The following is a 26,171-nucleotide window of genomic DNA, read 5'->3' on the forward strand; positions in this document are numbered from 1 at the left end:
GCCGTCGGTGCCACGAGTGTTTCCGGGACGATTCCGGGTATACGGCCGGCACGCATAACCGGCCTCGTCTGCACATATCGAGCAGTCCATGCAGGTAGTCGCGCTTACGTTGCGCAATGGCAGGGCAAAACTGTAACGTGTTCTAGTTAGAGAGACCAGATACGGGAGGCCCACCGTGACTACCGAGACTGCCGGCATTCGCGAAATCGACACCGGCGACTTGCCCGACCGCTACGCCCGCGGGTGGCACTGCCTGGGGCCGGTGAAGAACTTCCTGGACGGCAAGCCGCACGGCGTGGAGATCTTCGGCACCATGCTCGTGGTGTTCGCGGACTCCGAGGGTGAACCGAAGGTTCTTGACGGCTACTGCCGACACATGGGCGGCAACCTTTCCCAGGGCACCATCAAGGGTGACACCGTGGCCTGCCCGTTCCATGACTGGCGCTGGGGCGGTGACGGCAAGTGCAAGCTGGTGCCCTACGCCAAGCGCACCCCGCGGCTCGCGCGTACCCGCGCATGGCACACCGACGTCCGCGGCGGCCTGCTCTTCGTGTGGCATGACCACGAGGGCAACCCGCCCCAGCCCGAGGTCCGCATCCCGGAGATCCCGGAGTTCGCCAGTGACGACTGGACCGACTGGCGCTGGAACACGATGCTCATCGAGGGCTCCAACTGCCGCGAGATCATCGACAACGTCACCGATATGGCGCACTTCTTCTACATCCACTACGGATTGCCGACGTACTTCAAGAACGTGTTCGAAGGCCACATCGCCAGTCAGTACCTGCACAACGTGGGCCGGCCCGATGTCAGCGATCTCGGCACCACCTACGGTGAGGCGCACCTGGATTCGGAGGCCAGCTACTTCGGGCCGTCCTTCATGATCAACTGGTTGCACAACAACTACGGCGGGTTCAAGGCCGAGTCGATCCTGATCAACTGCCACTACCCGGTCTCCCAGAACAGCTTCGTGCTGCAGTGGGGCGTCATCGTCGAGAAGCCCAAGGGCCTCGATGAGAAGACCACCGACAAACTGGCCCGGGTGTTCACCGACGGCGTCTCCAAGGGCTTCCTGCAGGATGTGGAGATCTGGAAGCACAAGACCCGCATCGACAACCCCTTGCTGGTCGAAGAGGACGGCGCCGTCTACCAGATGCGCCGCTGGTACCAGCAGTTCTACGTCGACGCCGCCGATGTCACCGCGGAGATGACCGACCGGTTCGAGATGGAGGTCGACACCACCGCCGCCGTCGAGAAGTGGAACGTCGAGGTGCAGGAGAACCTGAAGAACCAGGCCGCCGAGCAGGAAGCGGCTCAACCGAACTGATGGCAACCCACGACGAGCGGGCACAGACGCCGGACGTTGACCGTCTGGCCCGCTCGATGCTGGAGTTGCTCGGTCACGACGACCATGACGACCACGCGACCGGTAGTCGGCCCGCGTCCGGTTCCTGGTCCAAGGCACCGGATTTCGGTTCGGATCCGCAACGTGCCGCCGCGGTCCGCGAAGGCACCGAACGGGACAAACAGCGCTATCTGACATCCGGGCTGGCCTCGGTCGACTGCCGGTTCTGCCATGTCACCGTTGCGGTGAAAAAGCTGGGACCCGAACACACCTCGGTGCAGTGGAGCACCGAGGCCACCCGCCGCTGCGCGGTGTTCGCCGAGATGCGGGCCGCCGGCGAGGATCCGGCTCGCGCCCGGTCCTGCCCCCGGCTCACCGACAGCATCAAACATGCTGTCGCGGAGGGGTGCCTGGAGGAATTCTCCTCAGCGCCCTCCCCCGGCGACGGCTGACCTCGCGCGCGCCAGCGCCGCGGCCCGTTCCTGCAACCAGGCACGCAGGGTTTCCTTCTGCTTACCGACCTCTTCGGCGCTGAGTCCATCGGTCAGCGGCACGGTGGCCGAGATGGTGTCGAGCAGCTCGAGCGCCTGCCCATCCGCATAGATCGCGTCGTAGAGTTCCCAGTACGCCTCGTCGTAGATCTCGGTGAACGCCGGTGAGGCCAGGAAGCGGTCCTTGAGGGCGTTTCCGCCGGGCGGCATCCCCTCCGGTGGGCCCATGCCGGTCGGGGGCTTGAAGCCCGACGGCGGCTTCAACTCCAGCTTGTCGTGCGGCCCGAGGCCCGAATCACCCATCATCATCGCCAGATTCAGGTCCCAGGACAGCACCGATATCTTCTCGGCCGCCAGGTCGTACCAGAGGTAGTAGTTCTGGCCCGGTCCGGACATATCGTCGGCGTTGACCAACAGATTCTGGGTGGCGGCATAGCGCGCCAGCGATTCGACGTCCACCCAGTCCGCCAGCGAGCGGGCGAACTCCTGGTCGTCGGCGCTGTCCAGCCAGCTCAGAAAGTTGATGATCGGCTGCAGGTTTCCGGTGTCGGCGGCGTTGATCTGCTTGAACTGTTCGGCGTAGGCCGACTGGTCGGGCCCGCGGTACTCGAGTTTGGACTTCGCTCTGGCCTTGTACAGATAACCGTCGGACTCGAACAACTCGTCGGCGTAGGTCTCGTCCGGATGCTCGAGGACCAACCGGGTGGCGGTGTCCCCGTTGACGGAGTAGGTGACGTACGCGTACCGCTGGCTGGGTTGCCCGGTCAGCGCGGTCAATGACAGTGCCAGCGCCTCATTGAGCACCGGTGCACCGGGACGCACCGACAACTCGGTCAGGCCCTGGTAGCCACGTCCCTCGGCGTTCTCGTTGAAGCTGATCAACAGCGGCAGTGACAGCGGGTCATCCGCGGACACCTTCGCGAACACGCCCGGCGGCGGCCCCGGCGGCGGGCCGGCCCCCTCCGTGGGCTCTTCGCCCGGCTTGGGCCCGAAGTAGATGCCGCGCAGCGCCATCAGCGTCGAGTTGCCCTTGAGCCGTACCGCGACATCGCTGATGACGGTGCCGTCGATGGTGATGTCGGCGGTCACCCACTTCTTGTCACCGTCGGCCTCGAACTGACGGACCATATCGCCGTACTCGGCATCGGTGAGCTCTATCGACAGCTCGTGCGGCACCTGCGGGTCGAACAGATCGACCGTGCCGGTGATGTTCTCCGTGATCTCCGAGGAGATCACGGTTGCGTCCCCGGTGATGTAGGGCCGGATCCGAGCCTCGCCGAACACCAGCGCCACCACAGCGACGAAGGCGACGAGCCCGGCCACCCACTTCCAGTGCTGGCGGAATCGGCGCGGCAGCCGCATCAGATGTCGGTCTGGTCGTAGCCGGTCAGCACCGTCACCCGCTGTCCGGTGTTCACCGCGCTCAGGGCGGCGATCAGTTCGCTGCTCTTCTTGTTCTTCTTCAGCTGGGCCGTGTAGTACAGCTCGTTCAATGCGCCGCTGCGCACCGATTCGGTGGAGACCAACTCGAATTCGGAGCAGTACTCGATCAGGGTGTCCTCGACGCGGTCGGTGAACTCCGGATCCGGCGGCACCTGCACCTTGACCACCTGACGCTTGACGTCGAGCTTGAACAGGTTGAACTTGCTCATGATCACCAGCACCAGGCAGATGGCGATGGTCGCGGCGACGGCGAGCGTGTAGAACCGGGTGCCCGTTGTCATACCGATGGCCATCACCAGGAAGACGAACCCGACATCACGAGTCTCCTTGATGGCGTTGCGGAACCGGATCACCGACAGGGCGCCGACGAGCGCGAACGCACGGGCGATATTCGAGCCCACCACCAGCATGATCACCGAGACCACCATGCAGACCAGCACCAGCGTCTGGACGTAGGACTGGCTGTAGGAGACGTTCTTGTGGGTGTAGCGGTACACCCAGCCGATGATCAGCGCCAGCACCAACGACAAGCTCAGCGACGCGATCACGTCGAAGGTGCTGAAGGTCCCGCTGAGGTCCTGCAGATTGATGTTCACGCCTGATCTCCTGATCGAACTGGGTTACTGGGCATTGCGAGTTCGGGGGCACCCTGCAAAGAGCGCGGGGCCAGGCCGAATGCCTGAACGGATTGGCAGTACTTCGACACCCGCACCACGGACATGTCCGTCCGGGCGAGCAGGTCGGTGATCCAGTAGGGCACCCGCTCGTTGGCCTTGACCTCGACGATCGCCAGCTTGGGCGGGATGATGAACCGGTTCTCCGCGCCCGAGTCGAAGCGGAAGTCCCGGTCCCGGCCGTGCACCTTGTGGTCGATGGTCACCCGCAACCCGAGGTCGGCGTCGCGGCCGACGAAGGCCTCCCGCAGGTAGCCGGTGGTGACGATCGGGCGCAGGTCCAGGTTCTGCACCAGGGTGGTCACCTCGTCGACGAACCCCCGCCCACCGGGGCCGCAGTCGAGTTCGGCTCGGTGATCCAGCCAGTTCAGGGCCACCGCGTAGGGCAGCTCGATCCGGCGCTTCTGGGTCACCCGGTTGACCCGCTGCTTGATCTCGACCTGCACCGGGGTCTGGTCGGTACACGCCTCGGGTGCCCCGTAGAGCCGCATCCGCAGCTTGCGCCGGAAGCGCAGGCCCTCGATCTTCTCCCAGTAGAACCGCAGGTCCTCGGTGTCGTAGTACACCGAGGTCACCGGGTATCCGCCGTGCGGTGAATGCGGATCCGAGTCCATGTGCGCGGCGAGTTCACGGCGCAGGTCCGGAACCCGCAGTTCGTCGACGAAGTATTTGATCTCGTAGCGGTTGAAGGCGTGCAGCTTGCTGGCCGTCTGCGAGTAGCCGGTCGGCAGCGTCGGCACGTCCTCGAACGTCGCCGGCACCGCTGTCTCCGCGCCTCTGCGACGCCACCTGCCCAACACGGAAGGTAGTTAATCGCGCTTATCTATGAGCCCGCTGTGTCCAGCCTCATGACCAGCTGTTTAACACAGGGTGAATATCGTCACAGACCCGCGAAGCGCTCCTGCACCCGTTCGGTGGTCAATCCGTAGTCACTCAGCGAATAGGTGTGCTTGGGCGCGCGGGGGCCCTCCTGGCTGGCCGCGTGGCTGGCTTCGATGGCGTGGCGCGCCGCGTCGGTGAACTCGATGCCGAAGGTCCGGTAGATACCCTCGACCGCCCCGACCGGGTCCTTGATGAACTCGAAGTAGTCGACGTCGCAGAACTGAGCAGGGTCGTGTTTGGCGCGCTCGGCGTCGAACAGTTCCAGACCACGCGACCAGGTCTCCAGGGAGTCCTCACCGATCACACTGCCCGAGAACGTGTTCGACCATCCCGCGGTGGTGTGCTGGGCCAGCGAGCACATCGACGCCATGATCGTCTCCGCAGGCCGGTGGCACTGCACCACCAGCGCATCGGGATAGGTGGCGAACAGCGCGTCGAGCGCGAACAGGTGGCTGGGATTCTTGAGCACCCAGCGCTTCTCGGGCTCGTTCAGGCCGATCAGCTGCAGGTTGCGCCGGTGCCGCTGATAGGACCGGGTCCAGTCCTGCTGGGCCAGCCACCGCGAATAGGTGGGGATGTGCGCCAGCGTCTCATAGGAGAGCGAATGCAGCGACTGCCGCAGCAGTTGCCAGCATTCCTCGACCTCGTCGGCGGTCATGTAGTGCAGACCCGTGTAGTCCGGGTTCTCCTGGTGGGCCTTGGTGAACTGTGCGTCGAGCGCCTGGAAAACCGGGTTCTGCGACCAGGTTTCGCGCGGCGGACGGGGCTGCGGGAACTCGGCCAGCCACAGTTCGAGGCCCTGGTGCGCCGGGTCCGCGGTCAGCAGCCGGTGGATCACGGTGGTGCCGGTACGGGGCAGACCGGTGACGAAGATCGGCCGCTCGATCGGCACCTGCGCGTGCTGCGGGTACTGCTTGAACGCCGCCTCCGAGACAAGACGCGCGACGAGGGCGTTTCTGACGAAGAAGCGCTGCATCTTGCTGCCCAACTCGGTCAGATCGGCGTCACGCCGATAGGCCTCGAGCAGAACACCGAGCGCTTCCTTGTAGTTGTCGCTGTCGTCGCCGAAATCGTCCAGCCCGCAGGCCTTGGTCGCCGAGGCGTGCAGATCCTCGACGGTGCCGACATCTGTTCTGGGCGTGCTACTCATGGCTCGACTCCCACTCGCTCCGGTCCTCGCTCGTCCCTCGCTGCGATCCTCACTCGCGCTCGTCTTCGCGGCATCAGAACTTGTACTCCCCGCAGTTGACGTCCAACGTCTGCCCGGTGATACCACTGGACAGGTCACTGGCCATGAACAGGATCGCCGAGGCGACCTCATCCTCGGTGGGAAGCTTCTTCAGATCACTGTTGGCCGCGGCGGCCTGGTAGATCTGCTCCACCGTGGTGCCGTACTTGGTGGCCTGATGCTGGAAGTAACCCTGCAGCGTCCCGCCCCAGATATAGCCCGGTAGAACCGAGTTCACCCGGATGCCGGCACCGCCGAGCTCACTGGCCAGCGACTGCGACATGGCCAGCAGCGCCGATTTCGCCAGCTTGTAGGCGCCCTGCTTCGGGTCGGAATGCCGCACCACCATCGAGTTGACGTTGACCACCGATCCTTCTGTCTCGGTGAGGGCCGGGGTGAATCCCTGGATCAGCCGCAGCGCGCCGAGCACGGTCAGTTCGACCGTCTCCCGGATGTGTTCGAAGGAGGTGTCGGCGAACGGTTTCATGGACGGAACCCGGAAGGCGTTGTTGATCAGCACATCGACCTTGCCGAACTCCGCCATCGAGGCCGACACCAGATCGGCGACCTGCTGGTCATCGGTGATGTCGGTGCCGACCGCCAGGGCACGGCGACCGAGCCCGCGCACCTGTCCGGCGACGTCCTCCAACCGTTCGACGGTGCGGGCCGCCAGCACCAGATCGGCGCCCTCCTCGGCACATCGGCGTGCCAGCGTGGTGCCCAGCGCCGGACCCACACCACTGATGACCACGACCTTGTCGGTCAGCAATCCCATGATCAACCCACCATTCTTTCGCCGATCAGCTTCTGGCGCAGTGCGATCCGCGCCCGCCAGTCCTCATCGGAGATCCTGTTCGATTCGTAGTACGGCAGCACGCCGGCGACGTCCGCCACGTCGATGATCTCGACCGTCGGACCGTCCGCCTCGGTCAGCTCCCGGGAAACCCGCTGCCAGCGGAACTGCAGATACCCCTTGCCGTGGCCGAGCGTCTCGCACCAGTTCGTCACACCGGGGTTGGCATCGGACACCACGATCCGGATCTTGCCGTCCGGATCCGCCTGGGCCTGAGTACCGTTGAGCGAGGTCTGGTGGTTGATGTAGTCCAGCGAGATGTACCACAGGCTGCCCAGCTGGAACCCCAGGTAGGGCGCATCGCTGACCGGCAGCGTGATGACCATCGCCTGCTGCGGGCCGAGATCGAAGTGCCCGACCGAGGAGTACTGGGTGGCCAGGCCGCCCGGGGTGAGCCGCGGCGCGGTCAGGGTGTTGACCGGCAGGTTGTCGTAGAACCACTTGGGAAACTGCAGCCAGGTCTTGACCCGCTGCACCAGTTGCTTCGCCGCGACCGCGTAACGCTTCTCGATCAGTTCCCTGGTCAATGCCGGCGGTGCGGTGCCCGCGGTGTCGGTCCGCGCGATGGCGAAGGTCCCGCGTTGCGCGGCCCAGTCGTTGTAGACCTCGCGGATGACCAGCTGCGCGGGTTTGTCCGGGGTGAACCGCCATTCGAAGGTACCGTCCGCGGCGATGTCGAGCTTGCGATCGTCGAACGCGGTCTCACTGTCGGGTACCACCTCGTCGGTGTACTCCCCGCCGATCAGTTGGAAGCTGACATCGGTGGTGGTGCCGCGGGTGCCGGTCACCACGTACTCGTGACCGGGCTGTACCCGGGTGCCGAAGTACATGGTGTCCGGGTTGTCCAGGGCCATCTTGGTGAACGGCCCGGTCCCGCTGTGCAGGAAGGGGTGGTCCCGGTCGTAATCGAAGGCGACGTGGGTGCACGCCGCGATGCAGCCGGCCAGGTACTGCAGGCCCTCCAGCAGGTCGGCCTCGGACTCGATGAACGGCGCCTCGGTGACCAGACGTTCGGCCTCGGCGATGGCGTCCGCCAATGGCTGTGAATACATCGGCTTCCATTCTCTCGGTCCACTATTGGACCGAAGTGGTAGAGTTTCCGACCTGAGACTAGAACGCGTTCTAATTCGCGTCAATGCTGCGAGCGGAGGTCATGGGGTGCCGGCACCAGATCGAGCGTCCCCACCCACCGCCCGGGTGTTGACCATCCTGGACTTCCTGAGCCGATATCCACACGACCGGTTCGGGCTCTCAGAGCTGGCCCGCCGCGTCGATCTGAGCAAGCCGACCTGTCTGGGCATCCTCACCACGCTCACCGATGCCGGCTATCTGCTGCGCGACACCGACTCCAAGACCTACCGACTCGGGCCCGCGCTCATCTCGCTCGGGCACATCGCCCAGGAATCACTGCGGGTCAGCCCGGCCGCCCGCGATGAGTTGCGCAGGCTCTCCGAGCAGTTCGAGGCGACCGCGGCGCTGTCGGCCGTCGTGGACGACCGCATCACCCTGCTGGAACTCGTGGCGCCACCGGGCGCACCGGTCGGCGTGCGGGTCGGGCAGAGCTACCCCTTCGCCCCGCCCGTGGGGCTGATGTTCGTGCTGTGGGACGACGCCGCGGTCCGGCACTGGCTGCAGAAGGAGCCGACCATCCCGCTGCGCACCGACGGCGACCGCCTGGACCGGGTGATCGCCGAATGCCGCCGCGCCGGATATCTGGTCGAGCGGATGACCCCCGGGGGTCGTCGGCTGTATGCGCTGATGGCCGGGATGTCCAACACGCTGCCCGACGAACTGCGAGCCCTGCTGGGCGAACTGGTGTCCGATATCGGGGAGCGGGTCTACCTGCGCGACGAGGCCGACGCCGACCGGCGTCACGACGTCAGCGTCATCGCAGCACCGGTCTACGACCATCACCGGCGTCAGGTCATGGTCGCCACCATGCAGATCGGGGCGGCGCTCACCGACGACGAGATCAGCCGGCGCGCGCAGGCGTTGATCCAGACCGCGGACGCCGTGACCCGACTCCTCGGCGGGGTCAAGGCGGCCCGGTCGTAGTCACTTCAGCAGGGCGCGCGCCATCACCATCCGCTGAACCTGGTTGGTGCCCTCATAGATCTGGGTGATCTTGGCATCCCGCATGAACCGTTCCACCGGGAAATCGGTGGTGTAGCCGTAGCCGCCGAACAACTGCACCGCATCGGTGGTGACCTGCATAGCGACATCGGAGGCGAAGCACTTGGACGCCGAGGCAAGGAAACTCAGCCGGGCGTCGCCCCGCTCGGCCGCCATCGCGGCTTCGTAGACCATCAGCCGGGCGGCCTCGACCTTCATCGCCATATCGGCCAGCATGAACTGGGTGTTCTGGAAATCGGCGATCGCCTTGCCGAATTGGTTGCGCTCCTTGGTGTAGGCGACCGCGGCATCCAATGCACCCTGCGCGATAACGACGGCCTGGGCCCCGACCGCAGGGCGGGTGATGTCCAGCGTCGCCAGGGCTGTCTTGAAGCCGGTGCCCGGCTCGCCGATGATCCGGTCGCCCGGGATCCGGCAGTTCTCGAAATACAGCTCGGTGGTCGGCGAGCCCCGCAGCCCCATCTTGCGTTCCTTGGGTCCCACGGTGAATCCGGCGTCGTCGCGGTGCACGATGAACGCCGAGATGCCGTTGGCGCCCTTGTCCGGATCGGTCACCGCCATCACGGTGTACCACGTGGATTCACCACCATTGGTGATGAAGCACTTGGTGCCGTTGAGCACCCAGCCATCCCCGTCGGGGACCGCCCGCGTCCGCATGGCCGCGGCATCGCTGCCGGCCTCGCGTTCGGTCAGCGCGTAGGAGGCCATCGCTTCACCGGCGGCGATCGAGGGCAGCACCTGCTTCTTGAGCTCCTCGGACCCGCGCAGCAACAGCCCCGTGGTAGCCAGCTTGTTGCCGATCGGCAGCATCGACGAGGTCGCGCACACCCGGGCCACTTCCTCGATGACGATCGCCTGTGACACCGCGTCCGCGCCCTCGCCGCCGTACTCCTGCGGGATGTGCAGCGCCGCGAAACCCGCTGCCTGAAGCGCGGTCACCGCCTCACGGGGATAGCGGGGCGACTGGTCGACATCGGCGGCGTGCGGCGCGATCTGCTTGGCACACAGGTCGCGTATCGCCTCGCGCAGCTGGTTGTGTTCGTCGGTCACCGAAGTTTGCCTTTCACGAGCTTTCCGGTCGGGGTGCGCGGCAGTTCCTCGATGAACTCCACCTCCCGCGGCGCCTTGTAGTGCGCGATGCGCGACCGGGTGTGCTCAATCAGTTCTTGTGCCAGCTCGTCACTTTCGCATACGCCCTCGGCGAGCTGAACAACGGCCTTGACCCGCTCCCCCATCTCCGGGTCGGGCACGCCGATGACCGCGACATCGAGCACCGCGGGATGCAGCGCGAGCGCGTTCTCCGCTTCCTGCGGGTAGATGTTGACCCCACCGGAGATGATCATGAACGACTTGCGATCCGCCAGATACAGATACCCGTCCGCATCGACGCGGCCGAGATCGCCGACCGTGGTCCAGGTCGGATGATCGGGGTGCTGAGCGCCGGCGGTCTTCTCCGGGTCGTTGAGATAGCGGAACGGCAGTGCGTCGCGTTCGAAGTAGACGGTGCCCACCTCACCGACCGGTGACTCGAGCCCGTCGTCATCGCAGATGTGCAGCACGCCGAGCACGCTGCGGCCGACCGAACCCGGATGGGCGAGCCAGTCCGGGCTGTCGATGAACGTCATCCCGTGCGCTTCGGTGGAGCTGTAGTACTCGTAGATGATCGGGCCCAGCCAGTCGATCATGGCCTGCTTCGCATCGACCGGGCAGGGCGCGGCGGCATGAATGACAGCCCGCAGACTGGACAGGTCGTGCCGGGTACGGATGTCCGCGTCGAGCTTGAGCAGCCGGATGAACATGGTCGGCACCATCTGGGTGACGGTGACCCGATACCGCTCGATGTGTGCCAGGGTTGCGGTCGCATCGAATCGCTTGGCCAGCACCACGGTTCCGCCGAGCGCGTGCACCATCGAGCACCAGCGCAGCGGGGCGGCGTGGTAGATCGGCGCCGGAGAGTAGTAGATGTCGGATCCGTCGATACCGTACAGCGCCTTCGCGATCGCGACGATCGGATCTCCCGGTTCCTCGACGCTGCGCCCCGGCAGCTCCGGCTGAATCCCCTTGGGAAAACCCGTGGTTCCCGAGGAGTACAGCATCACTGCCCCGCACGGCTGTTCGGTCAGCCGTGGGCCCGCCATTGCCAGGGCCTCCTCGAAGCAGCCATGACCCTCGATGTCGCCGCCGAAGGCCAGCCGCAGCGGCAGACCCGCGCCCACCGGTGCTGCCAGCTCAGACAACGCCGCGGACGCGATCAGCGCGCGGGCACCGGAGTCGGAGACGATGTAGCCGGCCTCGTCGGCGGTGAGGTGATGGTTGATCGCGGTGATGTACAACCCGGAACGCAGTGCCGCCCACAACACCACCAGCGCTTCCGGGGCGTTGTCGGACAGCAGTGCCACGACGTCACCGGGGCGCAGTCCCGCGTCGTGCAGCACGCGGGCCAGCGCCGCGGAGTCGTCGTCGAGTTGCCGGTAGCTCAGTCGGCGGCCGGTCTCGGCGACGATCACCGCGGGGCGGTCGGGGGCGGTCTGGGCGTGGGTACCCGGATACATGGTGCCTTTCCGTGCTTTTCGGTCAGTCGGCCAGGGCGGCCGACACGACGACGGCGTAGGCGCGCTTGCGGCGGTCGTTGGTCAGGTCGACATGGACGAACTTGGCCTCGGTGTACTCGTCGAGGGCGTCGGGCCCCAACTCACGTCCCAGGCCGCTCTGCTTCACCCCACCGAACGGGTACATCGCGTTGACCATGTGCCAGTCATTGATCCACACGGTGCCCGACTCCAGCCGGCGGGCGATCTGCAGGGCACGGCCGTTGTCGGTGCTCCATACCCCCGCCGACAGCCCGTACTCGCTGTCGTTGGCGATCGCGACGGCGTCGTCGTCATCGGCGAACGGGATCACCACCAGGACCGGGCCGAAGATCTCCTCACGGGCGATCCGCATCTGATTGGTCGCATCGGTGAGGATGGTCGCGGGTACCCAATGTCCGTCGGCCAATGCCGGATCCGTCGGGATGCTGCCCTGAAAGGCAATCCGGCAGCCCTCCTCCTGCCCGAGCGCGATGTACTTCTCCACCCGCGCTTTCTGCTTGGCCGACACCAGCGGGCCCAGATCGGTGGCCGGGCTCATCGGGTCGCCCATCACCAGGGTCTGCGCGCGGGCCACCAGTCGGTCGACGAACTCATCGTGGATGGACTCGTGCACCAGCAGCCGGGTACCCGATTCGCAGGCCTGCCCGCTCATCATCAGGAAGGCGAACAGCGACCCGTCCACGGCGGTGTCGAAGTCGGCGTCCTCGAGCACGATGTTGGCGCCCTTACCGCCCAATTCCAGGGTGACCTTCTTGACATTTTCGGCCGCAGCCCGCATGACCGATTTGCCGACCTCGGTCGATCCGGTGAACGCGATCTTGCGGACATCGGGATGCTCGGCCAACCGCGCCCCGACCACCGGGCCCGGTCCGGTCACCACGTTGAGCACACCCGGGGGCAGTCCGACTTCGTCTGCGGCGCGGGCGAGTTCGAGCAGGGTCAGCGGGGTCTGGTCGTCCGGTTTGAGCACCAGCGTGTTGCCCGCGGCCAGCGCCGGGCCCAGCTTCCACACCGCCAGCAGCAGCGGGAAGTTCCACGGGATGATGCCCGCGCACACCCCGACGGGTTCCCGGATGGTCATCCCCGATGCCAGCGTCGGCGCCTCGATCAGCGGCCCGGTGGTCTGGAACTCGTAGCTGCGCGCCAGCGACGCGAAATACTTCAGATTCGCGATGGCGTAGCCGATCAGGAACGCGCCCGCACCCCGCAGCGTCGCGCCGTTCTCGGCCACCTGCAGTGCGGTGAGCGCGTCGGCGCGGGCCGCCAGATTGTCGGCGATCGCGTCGAGGACGTCGGCGCGCTGCTGCGGCGGCGTGTTGCGCCACACCCCGGACTCATGGGCGGTCTTGGCCGCGGCCACCGCGGCATCCGCGGTCGTCTCGTCGCCGTAGGCCACGGTGGCGACCAGTTCACCGGTGGCCGGGCTGTGTACCTCGATCGACTCGTCGGCGTTGCGCCACGCGCCATCGATGTACATCCGGTAGTGCGGAGCTGCACTCATGCTGTACCTGTCCTCATCTCTGTCATCTCACGTTGGAAGCGGCCGATCCGGGCCGGCCCGGGTAGATAGCCCACCGTCCAGCGGTTCCAGCCGGTGTCGAGCCGCTGCAGTCGGTTCACCCGGAAGTCCCTGACGAAGTCGCCGCGGTCGGCGGCGACGGTCAGCACGCGCTCTCGAAGTTCGTCCACCACTGCCGCTTTCGGCATCGAGCTGGGTAGGTAGAACTCGAAGGACTGCCAGGCGTCCATTCTCAGAACCTGATCACTCCGCGCAGGTTGCGCCCGTTGTGCATGTCCTCATAGCCCTGGTTGATCTCGTCGAGGGTGTACTCGCGGGTGATCAACTCGTCGAGTTTGATGCGGCCCGCCTGGTAGAGCTCGAGCATCCGCGGGATGTCCAGGCGCGGGTTCGAGGAGCCGAAAAGGCATCCCCTGACCTGCTTCTCGTAGAGGGTCAGATCGAACAGCGACATGTCCACGGTCATGTCCGTGGGATGCGGGATGGCGGTCATCACCACCCGGCCACGCTTACCGACCAGGCTCAGCGCCTGCGCCACATACGCGCCCTCGCCGCTGTCGGTGGTGACCACGCAGACGTCGGCCATGGTGCCGCGGGTGATGTCGGTGATCAGCGCCTGCGCCTCGGCGACATCGGCCGCGGCGTGGGTGGCGCCGAACTCGAAGGACCGCTCACGCTTGTAGGCAACGGGATCCAGGGCGATCACGTGCCGGGCGCCGGCCAGTGCCGCGCCCTGCACCGCGTTGATGCCGAGCCCCCCGACACCCATCACCACCACGGTGTCGCCGTCGCGGGCCTCGCCGGTGCGCACCGCGGCGCCGTAGCCGGTGGTGACGCCGCAACCGACCAGGGCGGCCTTGTCCAGCGGAATGTCCTTGTCCACCTTGACCACCGAGGCGATCGGTACGACGGTGTACTCGGAGAAGGTGCCCAGCACACACATCTGACCGATGTCTTCGCCACGGCCGTGGAACCTGAAGGTGCCGTCGAGTTGCGGACCCGCGACGATGGCCGCGCCGTACACGCACAGGTTGCTGCGCCCACGCGCACACTCGGTGCAGCGACCGCAGGCGGGGATGAAGCTGAGCACCACGTGGTCGCCGACCTCGACCTCGGTGACACCCGGGCCCACCTCGGCGACCACACCGGCGCCCTCGTGACCGCCGACCACCGGCAGGTTCATCGGCATGTCCCCGGTGACCAGGTGGTCATCGGAATGGCACAGCCCGCTGGCGGTCAGCTTGACCAGCACCTCCTGGGCCTTGGGCGGGTCGAGTTCGAGTTCGGTGACCTCCCACTTCTGGTTCAGGCCCCACAGCACAGCGGCTTTGGTCTTCATGCGTTCTACTTCCCTTCCGGGGTCCAGGTGGCGGGCAGGCTGTTGATGCCGTTGATGAAGTTGGCGACCTGGAATTTGGGGTCGGTCGCGGTGATGTCGGGGATGCGGGTGTAGACCTCGGTCAGCAGCGAGCGCAGCATGGTGCGGGCCAGCGCGGCACCGAGGCAGAAGTGCGGGCCGCCACCGCCGAATGCCAGGTGCGGGTTGGACTTCCGTTCGATGTCGAACGTGAACGGGTCCTCGAACACGTCCTCGTCGCGGTTGGCCGAGCTGTACCACAGCACCACCTTGTCGCCGGCCTTGATCTCCTTGCCACCCAACCTGACGTCCTGGGTCGCGGTGCGCCGCATGTGGATCAGCGGCGAGGCCCAGCGCAGTGCCTCCTCGACCGCGCCATCGACCCGCCCCTCGACATCGGCGACCAGCAGGTCCCGCTGGTCGGGGTGCTGGGAGAACGCGTAGATCGCCTGTGCCGAGGCGTGTCTGGTGGTGTCGTTGGCCGCAACCGCCAGCAGCGTGAAGAACGCCTTGAGTTCATCGTCGGTCATCTTGACGCCGTCGAACTCGGCCTGCACCATCCAGGACAGCAGATCGTCGCCCGGGTTGGCGCGGCGTTCGGGAGCCAGTTCGGCCACCGTCTGGTGCAGATCCATCACCGCTCCGGCGAACAGTTCCAGGGCGGTGCGGTCACCGCGCACCTCCGGATCGGTCCAGCCCAGGGTGCGCTGGGCGGCGTTGATGGTCCGCTCGTAGGTTTCGCCGGGCGGCAGACCGAAGAAGCTGCCGAAGATGCGGCCCGGCAGTTTCACCGAGACCAGTTCGACGAAGTCGCCCTCCCCCAGGCCCGACATCTCGGTGACCAGGTCGCGGGCGTGCTGTTGGATCCAGTCCTGCAGGCGGCGCATATTGCGCGGCTTGAAGGCGTCCAGGGTGATCCCGCGCAGCTGGGTGTGGCGCGGCGCGTCCATCGCGATGAACGACTGCGACATCATCAGGATCTCCTGCGGGAAGTCCTCCATGGTGATGCCCTGCTCCGAGGAGAAGATCTCGGGATGGCGGCTGGCGTAGCGGATGTCCTCGTGCTTGGTCAGCGACCAGAAGCCCTTGAGGTTCTGTTCGGGCGGCAGCAGGTCGGAGTCGGCGGGCCGGCTCCAGGCCACCGGGTTCTCCCGGCGCAGCACCGCGAAGGCGGCATCCCGTTCGGCCGGCGGTTTGGCCCAGAACTCCCGGTCGGCCAGGTCGATGTCACCGTGGGTGGTCGCGGGGAACGACTCGGGGATCGTTGCGGTCATCAGGCGTGTGTGTCCTTTCGGCATCGCCCGCCGGCCTGTGGTGCAGGTCACGCGGCGGTTGTCGCCCAGTTTTGGTCACCGCGACACCCGATGGGGACGTCGCGTGGGCCAACGTCGGCCCGCGCGGGCCACGTCCACGGCCCTCTTGGTCCTCCCGGGAACTCAGCCGACCGGGACCGTGAACGACGCCGTCAGTCCGCCTTCCTCGCGGGCGCGGAACTGCAGCGTCCCGCCGAGGGCGTCGATGATCTGCTGCACGATCCACAGGCCCAGGCCCGCGGTGCCGCGCCGGTCGGACAGGCTGACGAACTTGCCGGTCAGCTCACCGAGTGCGTGCTCGGGCACGCCCGGGCCACGGTCACCCACCTCGCAGTGCAGGTGATCGTCGAGGCGCTCGCACACGACGTCGATTGGCCGGTCGCGACCGTGCCGGGCGGCGTTCTCCAACAGGTTGGTCAGTACGCGGCGCAGTCCCTGCGCGTCGATCTGGATGGTCGAGACATCACCTCTGACGGTGACCCGCAGCCGGGGCGGCCGCAGGCCGACGGCGTCACCGGCCTCGGCGATCAGGTCGGCGACGTTCACCCGGCGCACCCGCCCGGTGGAGAACGCCGGCCGCCGCGACAGGTTGACGTCGGACAGCGCGTCGAGCATGTCGGCGAGGTGGCGAGAGTGCCGCCGGACGAGCTGGCTCGCCGCGGCATCATCGGACGCCGGGTCAGACGCGGTGAGCGCGTCCAAAGAGGCCACCGGCGTGCGGAATTCGTGCAACAGCACCTTCAACCCCTCCTGCTGGGCCTCATACGAGCGCAGCAACCGGGCACGCAGGTCGCGCTCCTCTTCGGCGGCCGCATGCTCGGCCTCGGCTTCCACCAGGGCGCGCACGCGGGACTGGTGCTCGCGTTCGAGCAGCCGGGACAACCCACCGCTCATCACGGCGATGAACACCACGTACAACGCCCCCCACAGACCCAGCACCCACGGCGCCAGCGCCGCATGGGTCGAATCGACGGTCAGCACCACCGCCAGGTAACCGGCACCCACCATCGCGGACAGCAGCAGGCATCGGCGCAGCGGCAACCGGGCCGCCGAGGCGATCACGACCAGCGCGAGGACCGAGGCCACCGGGCTCGCCGCCCCTCCGGTCAAGCCGATCAGCGCCAGCGTGAACGCCGTGTCCAGCGCGGACACCAACCACGCGAACCGGGTCCGGCGCACCTCGTACCGGGGCAGGGCCATCAACACCGCGGCATACAGCAGCGCCGCCGCCAGGACCGCAGCGGTGCCGGCGGCATGCGCGCTCATCCAGTCCGGGCCGACCGCGACCAGCACCGCGATCGACACCACGACCGCGACCCGGACCGCGACGACGACCCGGGCCAGACCGTAGCCGTCCAACGCCGCATCCGACGGCAACCTGTTCACGCGCCCGACCCTAGACATTCGGCGCCGGACCCGGTGCCGGGATCACTATCATCTCCTCGGGTGAACCCGAGGCCGGACCGAAAGCCGTACGTCGTCGTCATCATCGATGACCACGAGTTGTTCGCCGAGGGGTTGGAGCTGCTGCTGACCCGCGACTGGGGCGAGAAGTTCGTGATCGGCGGCCGCACCACCTTTGTCGAGGAAGCGGCCGAACTGGTGGCCTCGTGCAACGCCGACCTGGCGATCGTGGATCTGTCCATGCCGCCGCTCGGCGGCGTGGCGGCCATCCGGCACATCAAGGCGCGCCATCCCGGCACCCGGATTCTGGCGTTGTCGGGGACCGAGGACCAGGAGCTGGCCGAGGAGGCGCTGCGCGCCGGGGCGGACGGGTTCCTGTCCAAGACCGTGCGACCGGATGCGCTGGCCGAGCCGCTGGCCACCATCGCGGCCGGTCTGCGGGTGGTCGATCCGGGCCTGCTGGACACGCTGCTGTCCAGCACCCGCAAGCCGGCCGCGGCGATCCTGGACTCCCTGACCCCGGCCGATCTGACGCTGTGGACGCTGCTGTCGACAGGCATGGAGACCGTCGACATCGCGAACCGGATGCTGGTGTCCGAACGCACCGCCAAACGCATGGTGGCCGCACTGCTCAACAAGCTCGGTGTGAGCAATCGAATCGCCGCCGCGGCGCTGGCCGGTCGCAGCGGCATCCTCGACGACTGATGCTCAGCTGACCGACAGCGCCTGCGCCGGGCACATGGCGGCGGCGCGGACCACCGCATCACGCTCCTGCTCGGGCGGATCCTGGTCGAGCACGACGACATGGTCGGCGTCGTCGGGGAGATCGAACACCTCGGGTGCGGCCATCAGGCACTGTCCGTGCCCCTCGCACAGCGTCACATCGACATCGATACGCATGGTTCCTCCTGCTCTGTCCGCCCCGAGTATCGGGTTCTGACCGGGCGGGCGAACCGGGCTACGCGCGCCAAACCTGGCCTGTACGGGCCAGGTTGAGCTCAGCTGACCGCGGCCAGCGCGAACGGCAGCACGTCACCGGCGCCCGCGGCGCGGACCATCCGGGCGGCCATCGTCATCGTCCAACCGGTATCGATGATGTCGTCGACCAGCAGCACAGTGGCGTCCTGCATCCCGGCCGGCCGCTCCCAGGCGCCGTGCAGCGCGGCCACCCGGTAGGCCGAGTTGGCCGCGGCCACCGGCCGGTGTTCGGGCGAATAGTGCAGCACGCCAAGGTTGTCGAGTCGGCCCACCTCGGCCAGCCGGGCCGCCAGGGACCCGATCAGGATCGGGTGAGTGACCGAGTCCAGGGCCAGCACCGCCGTGGGCCGGTGCGCCCAGTCCCAGGCCTTCAGCACCGCGACGGCCGCACCGACCACGTCCTCGGAGACCTCGGCATCGGGTTCGGTCAACTGCTTGCGCAGCCGGGCGCCCCAGCCCAGATCGGTCAGCCGGCCGATGACCCGGCCGGGCGACGGACCGTCGTTGATCCGACCGCTGAGGTCGATGCCCAGCTTGCTCAGGCCCGACGGCCACTGCTTGCGCGCAGTGACCTCCACACCCGGGCGCATCAGCCGTTCCCGGGTGGCCTCGGCCTCGCCCGCGTCGACGTCGGCGCGGTACTGGGGCCCGGCACAGTTGTCACATCGCCCACAGGGTTGCGGCCCGAGTTCCGGGTCGTCGAGTTGCTTGCGCAGGAAAGACATCCGGCATTCGGTGGTGCTCTGGTAGTCGAGCATGGCCTGCTGCTCGCGGTTGCGGGCCTCTTCCAGGCGACGGTAGCGGGGTTCGTCGTAGACCCAGGGTTGACCGGTCCCGATCCAGCCACCCTTGACGCGGCGCACCGCGCCGTCGACGTCGAGCACCTTGAGCACCATCTCCAGCCGTGACCGGTTGAGGTCCACCAACGGCTCCAGCGCCGCGGTCGACTGCACGCGGTCGAGATCCAGCGCGTCGATCACCTTGCGCACCAAGGCTTCCGACGGGAACGCCACCGATGCGAAGTAGCGCCACACCTCGGCGTCCTCGCGACCGGGCAGCAGGATCACCTCGGCGCTGTCGGTCGAGCGCCCGGCACGGCCCACCTGCTGGTAGTAGGCGATCGGCGAGGACGGGGCACCCAGGTGCACGACGAAGCCGAGGTCCGGTTTGTCGAACCCCATGCCCAGCGCCGAGGTGGCGATCAGGGCCTTTACCCGGTTGTGGATCAGATCCTCTTCCAGCTGCTCCCGTTCGGCGGCTTCGGTGCCGCCGGTGTAGGCCGCGACGGTGTGGCCCTGTTCACGCAGCAGCGCCGCGATGTCGTTGGCCTGCGCAACGGTGAGGGTGTAGACGATGCCCGATCCGGGAAGCGAATCGATATGCGCGGCAAGCCAGGCCGCACGTTGCGCCGGGCCGCCGGCCTGCACCACCGACAGCCGCAGCGACTCCCGGTCCAGGCCGCCGCGCAGCACCAGCGTGTCCGCCCCGCCACCCGGCACATCGTCCGCCCCGCCACCCGGCACATCGTCGGCACCGCCGACACCCAATTGCGCGGCAACGTCGGCGACCACCCGGTCGTTGGCGGTCGCGGTGGTGGCCAGCACCGGGATCCCCTCACCCAGTTCGGCGATGAGGGTGCGGATGCGCCGGTAGTCCGGCCGGAAGTCATGTCCCCAGTCCGAGACGCAGTGCGCCTCGTCGACCACCACCAGGCCGGCATCGGCGGCCAGGGCGGGCAACACCGCATCGCGAAAGTCGGGGTTGTTCAACCGTTCCGGGCTGACCAACAGCACGTCCAGTTCGCCGGCGTTGACCCGTCGGTGCACGGTGTCCCACTCGGTGACATTGCTGGAGTTGATGGTGGCGGCGTGCACACCCGCCCGTTCGGCGGCGGCCACCTGGTTGCGCATCAGCGCCAGCAACGGCGACACGATGACGGTCGGCCCGCGCCCCGCCGCCCGCAACAGTTTCGCGGCGATGAAGTACACCGCGGACTTACCCCAGCCGGTGCGCTGGACGACGAGCGCCCGGCGGCGATGCACCACCAGCGCCTCGATCGCGATCCACTGATCGTCACGCAGAACGGCCTGCGGCCCGGCCAGCTGTTCGAGGATCGCCTGTGCGTCAGCTCGGGTCACCACCATCCCGCGAGTGTATGCAGACACCTGTGTGCCCCGGTCACCTGCACTCGGTGACCGGGGCACACAGGTCCTTGTCTCAGGCGTATCCGAGCGCGAGGTTCTCGGCTCTGATCCGGACCCGTAACACCGCCGCGTTGGCGATGGTGAACACGATGGCGGTCAACCACGCCGAATGCACCAGGGGGAGCGCCACCACCTCCGCGGCGACCGCGGAGTAGTTCGGGTGATGTATCCAGCGGTAGGGGCCGCTGCGCACCAGATCGGCGCCGGGCACGATGATGAGCCTCGGATTCCAGTGCTTGCCGAGCGTGGTCACGCACCACCAACGGACCACGGTGCTTGCCACCACCACGGCCACCATCGGCCAGCCCAGCGCGGGGATGAACGGGCGGTGCGCGACGGCGACTTCGGCGATACACGACAGCAGCAGCGCGGTGTGCATCCCGACCATCACCGGGTAGTGCCCCCGGCCGAACTCCCGGCCCCCGCGGGCGAAGGACCAGTCGGCGTTTCGGCGCGAGACGGCCAGCTCGGCCAACCGCTCGACGCCGATCAGCAGGATGAACAGGTAATACATCGTCGTACCTACCAGCCCAGTAGGACGAGTTCGAAGCTGAATCCGGGTCCCATGGCCAGCAGCAGGCCCGTCGATCCACGGGCCGGCGGCTCGGTCAGCGTGCGGTCGAGCACGTCCAGTACGGATGCGGACGAGATGTTGCCGTTGTCGCGCATGGACTCCCAGCTGTGCCGGAATTCACCGGCGGGGACCTCGAGGGCCTCCGATATCGCCTCGAGCACCTTGGGTCCGCCGGGGTGACACACCCAGGTGGACACGTCGGCCGTCGTCAGACCATGGTCGGCCAGGAAGTCGGTGACCTCGACTCCGAGGTGATCCGATGCCATCCGGGGGACGTCGCGCGACATCACCAACTGAAACCCGCTCGCGCTGACGTTCCAGCCCATCACGTCGACGGTATCGGGGAAGAGCCTGCTGCGGGTGTCCAGGACCCGCGGTCTGCCGATCATGTTGGGTCCGGACGGAATTCGATGCGCACCGGTGGCCACCACGGCACCGGCGCCGTCACCGAACAGGCACAGCCCGATCAGCGCCGGAATGGAGGTGTCGTCGCGCTGCAGGGTCAGCGAACACAGCTCCACCGACAGCAGCAGTGCCACATGGTCGGGGAAGCCACGCAGGTAGTCATGCACCCGGGCCAGGCCGGCGGCACCGGCGACGCAGCCGAGACCGAACAGCGGGAGCCGCTTGACGTCGGGCCGCAGTCCCAGCCGGGAGGCGATCCGGGCGTCGATGGTCGGCACCGCGACACCTGTACTCGACACCGCAATGACGGCGTCGACGTCCTCTGGCTGCAGATGGGCATCGTCGAGGGCGGCCCGCGCGGCGCGTTCACCGAGGTCGGTCGCGACCTGCAGGTAGGCCTCGTTCGCCTCGGTGAAGCCCGACAGCGTCGGGTAGCGGTCGAGTGGGAGCGCGAGGCTGCGGGTCTGCACCCCGCTGGTACTCGCGAACCGGATGAACGCCGGGTCGACGATGGTGCTGAGTTCGCGCACCACCTCGTCCTGCGAGTACCGGTGCGGTGTCAGCGCCACCCCGGTTCCGGCGATATGTGGGGCACCCGGACGCGGGTCGCGCAGGGTGTCGATGAACGGGTTTTCCGATGTATCTGTCATGCGGGTTGAAACGCGGCAAATGGTCGACAAGTTCAGCGGAAATCGCCATTTGTGAGATACCTCGCCAATTCACTTCATATTTACCATATTGCGCTATAACCGCAGTTCATCGGGCATTTCTGGGAATGCACACAGGATCGAATCACCATTATCGGCGACTTCCCAGAAATGGCCCGATATCTGGTCATCACGTATGGTCACGCTGATGGTTCGCCGATAGGAAGCGCCCGCCCGCCCCGGACCGGGCCCCGCCGGCGGCGGGTAGATTCGACAGGATGGAAAAGAAGGTCGACGCCGGCGCTCTGACCGGGGTTTCGGAAACCGCGTTGCTGACGCTCAACGGCCGGGCACACCAGGCCCGCCACCCCGACGCCATCATCGACGACCCGATGGCCATTCGACTCGTCGATGCGATCGACTTCGATTTCGACAAGTTCGGCCGGCGGGGCCAGGAGATGGCGGTGCGCTCGCTGGCCTTCGACCGGGCCGCCACGGCCTATCTGTCGACGCACCCTTCGGCCACCGTGGTCGCGCTGGCCGAGGGTTTCCAGACCAGCTTCTGGCGGCTCAGCAGTGCGCTGCCCGAGGCAGATTTCCGCTGGCTGACCGTCGATTTCGAGCCCATAATCGAGCTCCGGCAACGGTTGTTGCCCTCATCGCCACGGATCACCAACCTGGCCCAGTCGGCGCTGGACTATTCCTGGATGGACCGGGTGGACACCGGCAACGGGGTGTTCATCACCGCCGAAGGCCTGTTGATGTACCTGCAGCCCGACGAGGCGATGGGCCTGATCACCGAGTGCGCCAAGCGTTTTCCCGGCGGGCAGATGGTCTTCGACCTGCCGCCGACCCTGGTCAAGAAGTTCGCCCCGAAGGGGATGCGTGCGACCCGCAGGTACCGGGTGCCCCCGATGCCGTTCAGTCTGTCGCCGAAACAGCTGGCCGGTCTGGTCGGCACCGTCCCCGGCATCCGGGCGGTGCACGATCTGCCGATGCCGCGGGGCCGGGGTCTGGTGTTCAACAAGCTGTTCCCGGCGTTCTGGCAGTTCCCGCCGACCAAGCAGATCCGCGGGGCTTACACGCTCCTGGAATTCGGCTGAACCCGGACCGAGCCCGACCTTGGGCCTCTTTCTGTGCAACGCCGCACGACGCCCGGAGGCACCCCTGCGCTTGGGACACCTGATGGGAGACATCCCGGCGCTGCTGCTCATCGTCCTGGTGCTGGCCGTCCTCGTCCGATCCGCCGGTCTGCGGCGGACCGTCGAGGACGTCAGCAACCAGGTCCTTCTCAGGCGTTGGCTTCTCCCCCGCGAGCGGGAGGTGCCCCCAGCTCGCGCTTGATCTCGAGCGCGATGTCGATGAGCTGGTCTTCCTGTCCGCCGATGAGCTTGCGCTGACCCGCCCGGTGCAGCAGCTGGTGAGCGGGCACGCCGTAGCGCTCGGACTGGCGGATGGCGTGCTTGAGGAAGCTGGAGTACACCCCGGAGTAGCCCATGATCAGTGCGTTGCGGTCCAGCAGGCACTCGGCGGGCATCGCCGGGGCGACCACCTCTTCGGCGGCGTCGGCGATGTCGAAGAAGTCGATCCCGGTCTTGACACCGATCTTGTCGAACACCCCGATCAGCGCCTCCACCGGAGCGTTGCCCGCACCGGCACCGAACCGGCGGCACGACCCGTCGATCTGCTTGGCGCCCGCGCGCACCGCCTCGATCGAGTTCGCCACTCCGAGACCGAGGTTCTCGTGGCCGTGGAAACCGACCTGGGCGTCGTCACCGAGTTCGGCCACCAGCGCCGCGACCCGGTCGGCGACCGCGTCGAGCACCAGCGCACCGGCCGAATCCACCACGTAGACGCACTGGCAGCCGGCGTCGGCCATGATGCGGGCCTGGGCGGCCAGCTTCTCCGGCGAGATCGTGTGGCTCATCATGAGGAAGCCGACCGTTTCCAACCCGAGTTCACGGGCCAGCCCGAAGTGCTGGATCGACACGTCGGCCTCGGTGCAGTGGGTGGCGATCCGGCAGATCTCGCCGCCGTTGTTCTGCGCCTCCTTGATGTCCTCCTTGGTGCCCACACCCGGCAGCATCAGGAAGGCGATCTTGGCTTCCTTCGCGGTCTCGGCCGCGAGCTTGATGAGTTCCTGCTCAGGGGTTTTGGAGAACCCGTAGTTGAAGCTCGATCCACCCAGCCCGTCACCGTGGGTGACCTCGATGACCGGCACTCCCGCGGTGTCCAGCGCCGCGACGATGGACCTGACTTCGTCCTTGGTGAACTGATGCCGCTTGTGATGGCTCCCGTCCCGCAGGGAGGTGTCGGTCATCCGGACGTCCCAGACGGGGTTGAAGAAAATCTCACCTGTGCCGCTCATGCCTGAGCTCCTCCTGCAGTTGCCGAAACTCGCTCTTTGGCGATTTCCTCGCCGACCTTCGTCGCCGCGGCGGTCATGATGTCCAGGTTGCCCGCGTACGGCGGCAGATAGTCACCGGCACCTTCGACCTCGACGAACGTGGTCACCACATGCTGACCGCCGTTGACCACCGACGGCTCGTCGAACTGCGGCTCGTTGAGCAGTCGGTAGCCGGGCACATAGGTCTGCACCTGCGCCACCACCTCTTTGATCGACGCGGTGATCGCCGCGTGATCGGCATCCTCGGGGATCGCACAGAAAATGGTGTCCCGCATGATCATCGGCGGGTCCGCCGGATTCAGGATGATGATCGCCTTACCCCTGCGCGCACCGCCGATGTGCTGAACTCCCGCGCTCGTGGTCTTGGTGAACTCATCGATATTGGCCCGCGTACCCGGGCCCGCCGACGCCGAGGACACCGACGCCACGATCTCGGCGTAGGGCACGTCCACAACACGCGACACGGCATAGACCATCGGGATGGTCGCCTGCCCGCCGCAGGTCACCATGTTCACGTTCGGCGCGTCCAGATGCGCCCGCAGATTCGCCGGCGGAATCACCCCCGGCCCAACGGCCGCCGGGGTCAGATCGATGGCCACGATCCCTGCTTCCTCGTACCGTGGTGCGGCATCCCGGTGCACGTAGGCACTGGTCGCCTCGAACACCACGTCGGGCTTCTCGGCCTGGTTGAGCAGCCAGTCCACCCCCTCGTGGCTGGTCTCCAACCCCAGCTTGCGGGCCCTCGCCAACCCCTCGGACTCCGGATCGATCCCGATCATCCAGCGCGGCTCCAGCCAGTCCGAGCGCAGCAACTTGTACAGCAGATCGGTACTGATATTTCCCGACCCCACGATGGCAACGGATAACTTATCGGCCATAACGGCTCCCTAATTTCGGTCGTGTCACTCGAAACTCAGTCGGACTGAACCTAGTCCGTCAAAATCTGCTACGAAATCGTCACCGGGACGCGCATCTATCGCACGCATGCACGCGCCCGGCAACACGATGTCGCCGGCCTTCAGTCGCACCCCGAACTGGTCGACCTTGCGGGCCAGCCACGCCACCGAGGTCACCGGGTTGCCCAGTACCGCGTCACTGCGGCCCTCGGCGACCACCTCACCGTTGCGCTTGAGCACCGCGTTGATGGCTTTTATGTCTATGTCCTTGGGGGACACCCGCTCCGGGCCCAGCACCCACCCGGCCGAGGACGCGTTGTCGGCGATCGTGTCGCACAACTTGATCTTCCAGTCGGTGATCCGGGTGTCGATCAACTCGATCGACGGTGCAAATGCGGCGGTCGCAGCCAGCACATCGTCCTCGGTGCACCCGGCACCGGGCAGATCGTCGGCCAGCACGAACCCGACCTCCACCTCGACCCGCGGGTACAGGAACCGGCCCGCCTCCACCGGGGTGTCCTCGAAGACCTCCATGTCGGCGAGCAGGTGGCCGTAGTCGGGTTCGTCGACGCCCATCATCTTCTGCATGGCCTCACTCGACAGACCCACCTTGTGCCCGATCACCCGCGCACCCTCGGCGACCCGCTGCCGGATGTTGATCAGCTGGATCTCGTAGGCATCGACCACGTCGATGTCGGGATACCGATCCGTCAGCGGGGTGGTCGGCACCCGGCTACGCTCCGCCTGCGCCAGATCGGCAGCAAGCTCGTCACGGACCTCGACACTGAGCATCTTGGTGAATTCCCCTCGTAATCTCATTAAGGCCT

Annotated in this window: 26 protein-coding genes; 6 read left to right on the top strand and 20 right to left on the bottom strand. The window is 66.9% G+C overall.

Features of this window, described 5'->3' with window-relative positions:
• The first annotated feature begins 175 nt into the window (after positions 1 to 175).
• Positions 176 to 1,327, top strand: coding sequence for a 3-ketosteroid-9-alpha-monooxygenase, oxygenase component (locus K0O62_RS25360; RefSeq protein ID WP_073856703.1), 1,152 nt, complete (start codon positions 176 to 178; stop codon positions 1,325 to 1,327).
• Positions 1,327 to 1,797, top strand: coding sequence for a hypothetical protein (locus K0O62_RS25365; RefSeq protein ID WP_073856704.1), 471 nt, complete (start codon positions 1,327 to 1,329; stop codon positions 1,795 to 1,797). Before K0O62_RS25360 ends, K0O62_RS25365 begins: the two co-directional genes overlap by 1 nt.
• Here the strand turns inward: K0O62_RS25365 and K0O62_RS25370 are convergent.
• The 6 genes from K0O62_RS25370 to K0O62_RS25395 form a co-directional block, all read right to left on the bottom strand.
• Positions 1,771 to 3,198, bottom strand: coding sequence for a CotH kinase family protein (locus K0O62_RS25370; RefSeq protein WP_073856705.1), 1,428 nt, complete (start codon positions 3,196 to 3,198; stop codon positions 1,771 to 1,773). The two genes, K0O62_RS25365 and K0O62_RS25370, sit on opposite strands and share 27 nt — an antisense overlap.
• Positions 3,198 to 3,875 (bottom strand): DUF4956 domain-containing protein, encoded by a 678-nt coding sequence (locus tag K0O62_RS25375; RefSeq protein WP_073856706.1) that lies wholly within the window; start codon positions 3,873 to 3,875, stop codon positions 3,198 to 3,200. The genes K0O62_RS25370 and K0O62_RS25375 overlap by 1 nt, the downstream gene beginning before the upstream one ends.
• A complete protein-coding gene (locus tag K0O62_RS25380) occupies positions 3,872 to 4,714 on the bottom strand; it encodes a polyphosphate polymerase domain-containing protein (protein ID WP_234800111.1) in 843 nt (280 codons plus the stop codon). Before K0O62_RS25380 ends, K0O62_RS25375 begins: the two co-directional genes overlap by 4 nt.
• Positions 4,715 to 4,833: 119 nt before the next feature.
• On the bottom strand, positions 4,834 to 5,985 hold the full coding sequence (locus K0O62_RS25385; protein ID WP_073856708.1) for a sulfotransferase family protein: 1,152 nt from the start codon (positions 5,983 to 5,985) through the stop codon (positions 4,834 to 4,836).
• Positions 5,986 to 6,058: 73 nt separating this feature from the next.
• Positions 6,059 to 6,838 carry an SDR family oxidoreductase gene (locus K0O62_RS25390; RefSeq protein ID WP_073856709.1) on the bottom strand — a complete coding sequence of 260 codons (780 nt, stop codon included), beginning with the start codon at positions 6,836 to 6,838 and terminating at the stop codon, positions 6,059 to 6,061.
• A gap of 2 nt (positions 6,839 to 6,840) precedes the next feature.
• Complete coding sequence (locus K0O62_RS25395) at positions 6,841 to 7,968, bottom strand: hypothetical protein (RefSeq protein WP_073856710.1); 1,128 nt, start codon at positions 7,966 to 7,968, stop codon at positions 6,841 to 6,843.
• A gap of 106 nt (positions 7,969 to 8,074) precedes the next feature.
• Between K0O62_RS25395 and K0O62_RS25400 the strand changes: the two genes are divergently transcribed.
• Positions 8,075 to 8,971 carry an IclR family transcriptional regulator gene (locus K0O62_RS25400; protein WP_073856711.1) on the top strand — a complete coding sequence of 299 codons (897 nt, stop codon included), beginning with the start codon at positions 8,075 to 8,077 and terminating at the stop codon, positions 8,969 to 8,971.
• Here K0O62_RS25400 and K0O62_RS25405 read toward each other — a convergent pair whose 3' ends face one another.
• The 7 genes from K0O62_RS25405 to K0O62_RS25435 all read right to left on the bottom strand — a co-directional run bounded on the left by K0O62_RS25405 (position 8,972) and on the right by K0O62_RS25435 (position 17,215).
• Positions 8,972 to 10,099 carry an acyl-CoA dehydrogenase family protein gene (locus tag K0O62_RS25405; RefSeq protein WP_073856712.1) on the bottom strand — a complete coding sequence of 376 codons (1,128 nt, stop codon included), beginning with the start codon at positions 10,097 to 10,099 and terminating at the stop codon, positions 8,972 to 8,974. It abuts the gene before it with no gap.
• On the bottom strand, positions 10,096 to 11,601 hold the full coding sequence (locus K0O62_RS25410) for an AMP-binding protein (protein ID WP_073856713.1): 1,506 nt from the start codon (positions 11,599 to 11,601) through the stop codon (positions 10,096 to 10,098). The genes K0O62_RS25405 and K0O62_RS25410 overlap by 4 nt, the downstream gene beginning before the upstream one ends.
• A 22-nt stretch (positions 11,602 to 11,623) precedes the next feature.
• Positions 11,624 to 13,141, bottom strand: a complete 1,518-nt coding sequence (locus tag K0O62_RS25415; RefSeq protein ID WP_073856714.1) for an aldehyde dehydrogenase family protein — start codon at positions 13,139 to 13,141, stop codon at positions 11,624 to 11,626.
• Positions 13,138 to 13,389 carry a hypothetical protein gene (locus K0O62_RS25420; RefSeq protein WP_073856715.1) on the bottom strand — a complete coding sequence of 84 codons (252 nt, stop codon included), beginning with the start codon at positions 13,387 to 13,389 and terminating at the stop codon, positions 13,138 to 13,140. The genes K0O62_RS25415 and K0O62_RS25420 overlap by 4 nt, the downstream gene beginning before the upstream one ends.
• Before the next feature lie 2 nt (positions 13,390 to 13,391).
• Positions 13,392 to 14,498 (bottom strand): NDMA-dependent alcohol dehydrogenase, encoded by a 1,107-nt coding sequence (locus tag K0O62_RS25425; RefSeq protein ID WP_073856716.1) that lies wholly within the window; start codon positions 14,496 to 14,498, stop codon positions 13,392 to 13,394.
• A 5-nt stretch (positions 14,499 to 14,503) separates the two neighbouring features.
• The gene (locus K0O62_RS25430; RefSeq protein WP_073856717.1) at positions 14,504 to 15,790 is read right to left on the bottom strand and encodes a cytochrome P450; all 1,287 of its coding nucleotides are present in this window, start codon (positions 15,788 to 15,790) and stop codon (positions 14,504 to 14,506) included.
• 162 nt (positions 15,791 to 15,952) lie between these two features.
• On the bottom strand, positions 15,953 to 17,215 hold the full coding sequence (locus K0O62_RS25435; RefSeq protein WP_234800112.1) for a sensor histidine kinase: 1,263 nt from the start codon (positions 17,213 to 17,215) through the stop codon (positions 15,953 to 15,955).
• A 60-nt stretch (positions 17,216 to 17,275) separates the two neighbouring features.
• On the opposite strand from K0O62_RS25435, the gene K0O62_RS25440 reads away from it, so the two are divergent.
• Complete coding sequence (locus K0O62_RS25440; RefSeq protein ID WP_073856719.1) at positions 17,276 to 17,938, top strand: response regulator transcription factor; 663 nt, start codon at positions 17,276 to 17,278, stop codon at positions 17,936 to 17,938.
• Between the two features lie 3 nt (positions 17,939 to 17,941).
• Here K0O62_RS25440 and K0O62_RS25445 read toward each other — a convergent pair whose 3' ends face one another.
• The 4 genes from K0O62_RS25445 to K0O62_RS25460 form a co-directional block, all read right to left on the bottom strand.
• Positions 17,942 to 18,133 (bottom strand): ferredoxin, encoded by a 192-nt coding sequence (locus tag K0O62_RS25445; RefSeq protein ID WP_073856720.1) that lies wholly within the window; start codon positions 18,131 to 18,133, stop codon positions 17,942 to 17,944.
• Between the two features lie 98 nt (positions 18,134 to 18,231).
• A complete protein-coding gene (locus tag K0O62_RS25450; RefSeq protein ID WP_073856924.1) occupies positions 18,232 to 20,352 on the bottom strand; it encodes a RecQ family ATP-dependent DNA helicase in 2,121 nt (706 codons plus the stop codon).
• A gap of 76 nt (positions 20,353 to 20,428) precedes the next feature.
• Positions 20,429 to 20,929 (bottom strand): isoprenylcysteine carboxyl methyltransferase family protein, encoded by a 501-nt coding sequence (locus K0O62_RS25455; protein ID WP_073856721.1) that lies wholly within the window; start codon positions 20,927 to 20,929, stop codon positions 20,429 to 20,431.
• Positions 20,930 to 20,937: 8 nt separating this feature from the next.
• Positions 20,938 to 22,044 carry a type III polyketide synthase gene (locus K0O62_RS25460; protein ID WP_205870686.1) on the bottom strand — a complete coding sequence of 369 codons (1,107 nt, stop codon included), beginning with the start codon at positions 22,042 to 22,044 and terminating at the stop codon, positions 20,938 to 20,940.
• A 275-nt stretch (positions 22,045 to 22,319) separates the two neighbouring features.
• On the opposite strand from K0O62_RS25460, the gene K0O62_RS25465 reads away from it, so the two are divergent.
• Together K0O62_RS25465 and K0O62_RS29055 are read left to right on the top strand one after the other, a co-directional pair.
• Positions 22,320 to 23,144, top strand: a complete 825-nt coding sequence (locus tag K0O62_RS25465) for a class I SAM-dependent methyltransferase (RefSeq protein WP_073856722.1) — start codon at positions 22,320 to 22,322, stop codon at positions 23,142 to 23,144.
• A gap of 82 nt (positions 23,145 to 23,226) precedes the next feature.
• A complete protein-coding gene (locus K0O62_RS29055; protein WP_372512854.1) occupies positions 23,227 to 23,385 on the top strand; it encodes a DUF6632 domain-containing protein in 159 nt (52 codons plus the stop codon).
• On the opposite strand, the gene dmpG is transcribed toward K0O62_RS29055, so the two are convergent.
• Genes dmpG through K0O62_RS25480 form a run of 3 tightly spaced genes read right to left on the bottom strand, consistent with a single transcriptional unit; the run spans position 23,333 to position 26,136 of the window.
• Positions 23,333 to 24,409, bottom strand: coding sequence for a 4-hydroxy-2-oxovalerate aldolase (dmpG, locus tag K0O62_RS25470; protein ID WP_073856723.1), 1,077 nt, complete (start codon positions 24,407 to 24,409; stop codon positions 23,333 to 23,335). The genes K0O62_RS29055 and dmpG overlap by 53 nt on opposite strands.
• Positions 24,406 to 25,326, bottom strand: coding sequence for an acetaldehyde dehydrogenase (acetylating) (locus K0O62_RS25475; protein ID WP_073856724.1), 921 nt, complete (start codon positions 25,324 to 25,326; stop codon positions 24,406 to 24,408). The genes dmpG and K0O62_RS25475 overlap by 4 nt, the downstream gene beginning before the upstream one ends.
• 24 nt (positions 25,327 to 25,350) lie before the next feature.
• Complete coding sequence (locus K0O62_RS25480) at positions 25,351 to 26,136, bottom strand: 2-keto-4-pentenoate hydratase (RefSeq protein WP_073856725.1); 786 nt, start codon at positions 26,134 to 26,136, stop codon at positions 25,351 to 25,353.
• Positions 26,137 to 26,171: the final 35 nt, after the last annotated feature.

It is taken from the genome of Mycolicibacterium diernhoferi, assembly GCF_019456655.1.
GTDB lineage: Bacteria > Actinomycetota > Actinomycetes > Mycobacteriales > Mycobacteriaceae > Mycobacterium > Mycobacterium diernhoferi.

What these genes read in the sequence shown, in the direction of transcription:
- K0O62_RS25365 (WP_073856704.1), top strand. Translation starts at nt 1,327, where the DNA reads ATGGCAACCCACGACGAGCGGGCACAGACGCCGGACGTTGACCGTCTG.
- K0O62_RS25370 (WP_073856705.1), bottom strand. Translation starts at nt 3,198, where the DNA reads ATGCGGCTGCCGCGCCGATTCCGCCAGCACTGGAAGTGGGTGGCCGGG.
- K0O62_RS25385 (WP_073856708.1), bottom strand. Translation starts at nt 5,985, where the DNA reads ATGAGTAGCACGCCCAGAACAGATGTCGGCACCGTCGAGGATCTGCAC.
- K0O62_RS25390 (WP_073856709.1), bottom strand. Translation starts at nt 6,838, where the DNA reads ATGGGATTGCTGACCGACAAGGTCGTGGTCATCAGTGGTGTGGGTCCG.
- K0O62_RS25395 (WP_073856710.1), bottom strand. Translation starts at nt 7,968, where the DNA reads ATGTATTCACAGCCATTGGCGGACGCCATCGCCGAGGCCGAACGTCTG.
- K0O62_RS25410 (WP_073856713.1), bottom strand. Translation starts at nt 11,601, where the DNA reads ATGTATCCGGGTACCCACGCCCAGACCGCCCCCGACCGCCCCGCGGTG.
- K0O62_RS25415 (WP_073856714.1), bottom strand. Translation starts at nt 13,141, where the DNA reads ATGAGTGCAGCTCCGCACTACCGGATGTACATCGATGGCGCGTGGCGC.
- K0O62_RS25420 (WP_073856715.1), bottom strand. Translation starts at nt 13,389, where the DNA reads ATGGACGCCTGGCAGTCCTTCGAGTTCTACCTACCCAGCTCGATGCCG.
- K0O62_RS25425 (WP_073856716.1), bottom strand. Translation starts at nt 14,498, where the DNA reads ATGAAGACCAAAGCCGCTGTGCTGTGGGGCCTGAACCAGAAGTGGGAG.
- K0O62_RS25430 (WP_073856717.1), bottom strand. Translation starts at nt 15,790, where the DNA reads ATGACCGCAACGATCCCCGAGTCGTTCCCCGCGACCACCCACGGTGAC.
- K0O62_RS25445 (WP_073856720.1), bottom strand. Translation starts at nt 18,133, where the DNA reads ATGCGTATCGATGTCGATGTGACGCTGTGCGAGGGGCACGGACAGTGC.
- K0O62_RS25455 (WP_073856721.1), bottom strand. Translation starts at nt 20,929, where the DNA reads ATGTATTACCTGTTCATCCTGCTGATCGGCGTCGAGCGGTTGGCCGAG.
- K0O62_RS25460 (WP_205870686.1), bottom strand. Translation starts at nt 22,044, where the DNA reads ATGACAGATACATCGGAAAACCCGTTCATCGACACCCTGCGCGACCCG.
- K0O62_RS25465 (WP_073856722.1), top strand. Translation starts at nt 22,320, where the DNA reads ATGGAAAAGAAGGTCGACGCCGGCGCTCTGACCGGGGTTTCGGAAACC.
- K0O62_RS29055 (WP_372512854.1), top strand. Translation starts at nt 23,227, where the DNA reads ATGGGAGACATCCCGGCGCTGCTGCTCATCGTCCTGGTGCTGGCCGTC.
- dmpG (WP_073856723.1), bottom strand. Translation starts at nt 24,409, where the DNA reads ATGAGCGGCACAGGTGAGATTTTCTTCAACCCCGTCTGGGACGTCCGG.
- K0O62_RS25475 (WP_073856724.1), bottom strand. Translation starts at nt 25,326, where the DNA reads ATGGCCGATAAGTTATCCGTTGCCATCGTGGGGTCGGGAAATATCAGT.
- K0O62_RS25480 (WP_073856725.1), bottom strand. Translation starts at nt 26,136, where the DNA reads ATGCTCAGTGTCGAGGTCCGTGACGAGCTTGCTGCCGATCTGGCGCAG.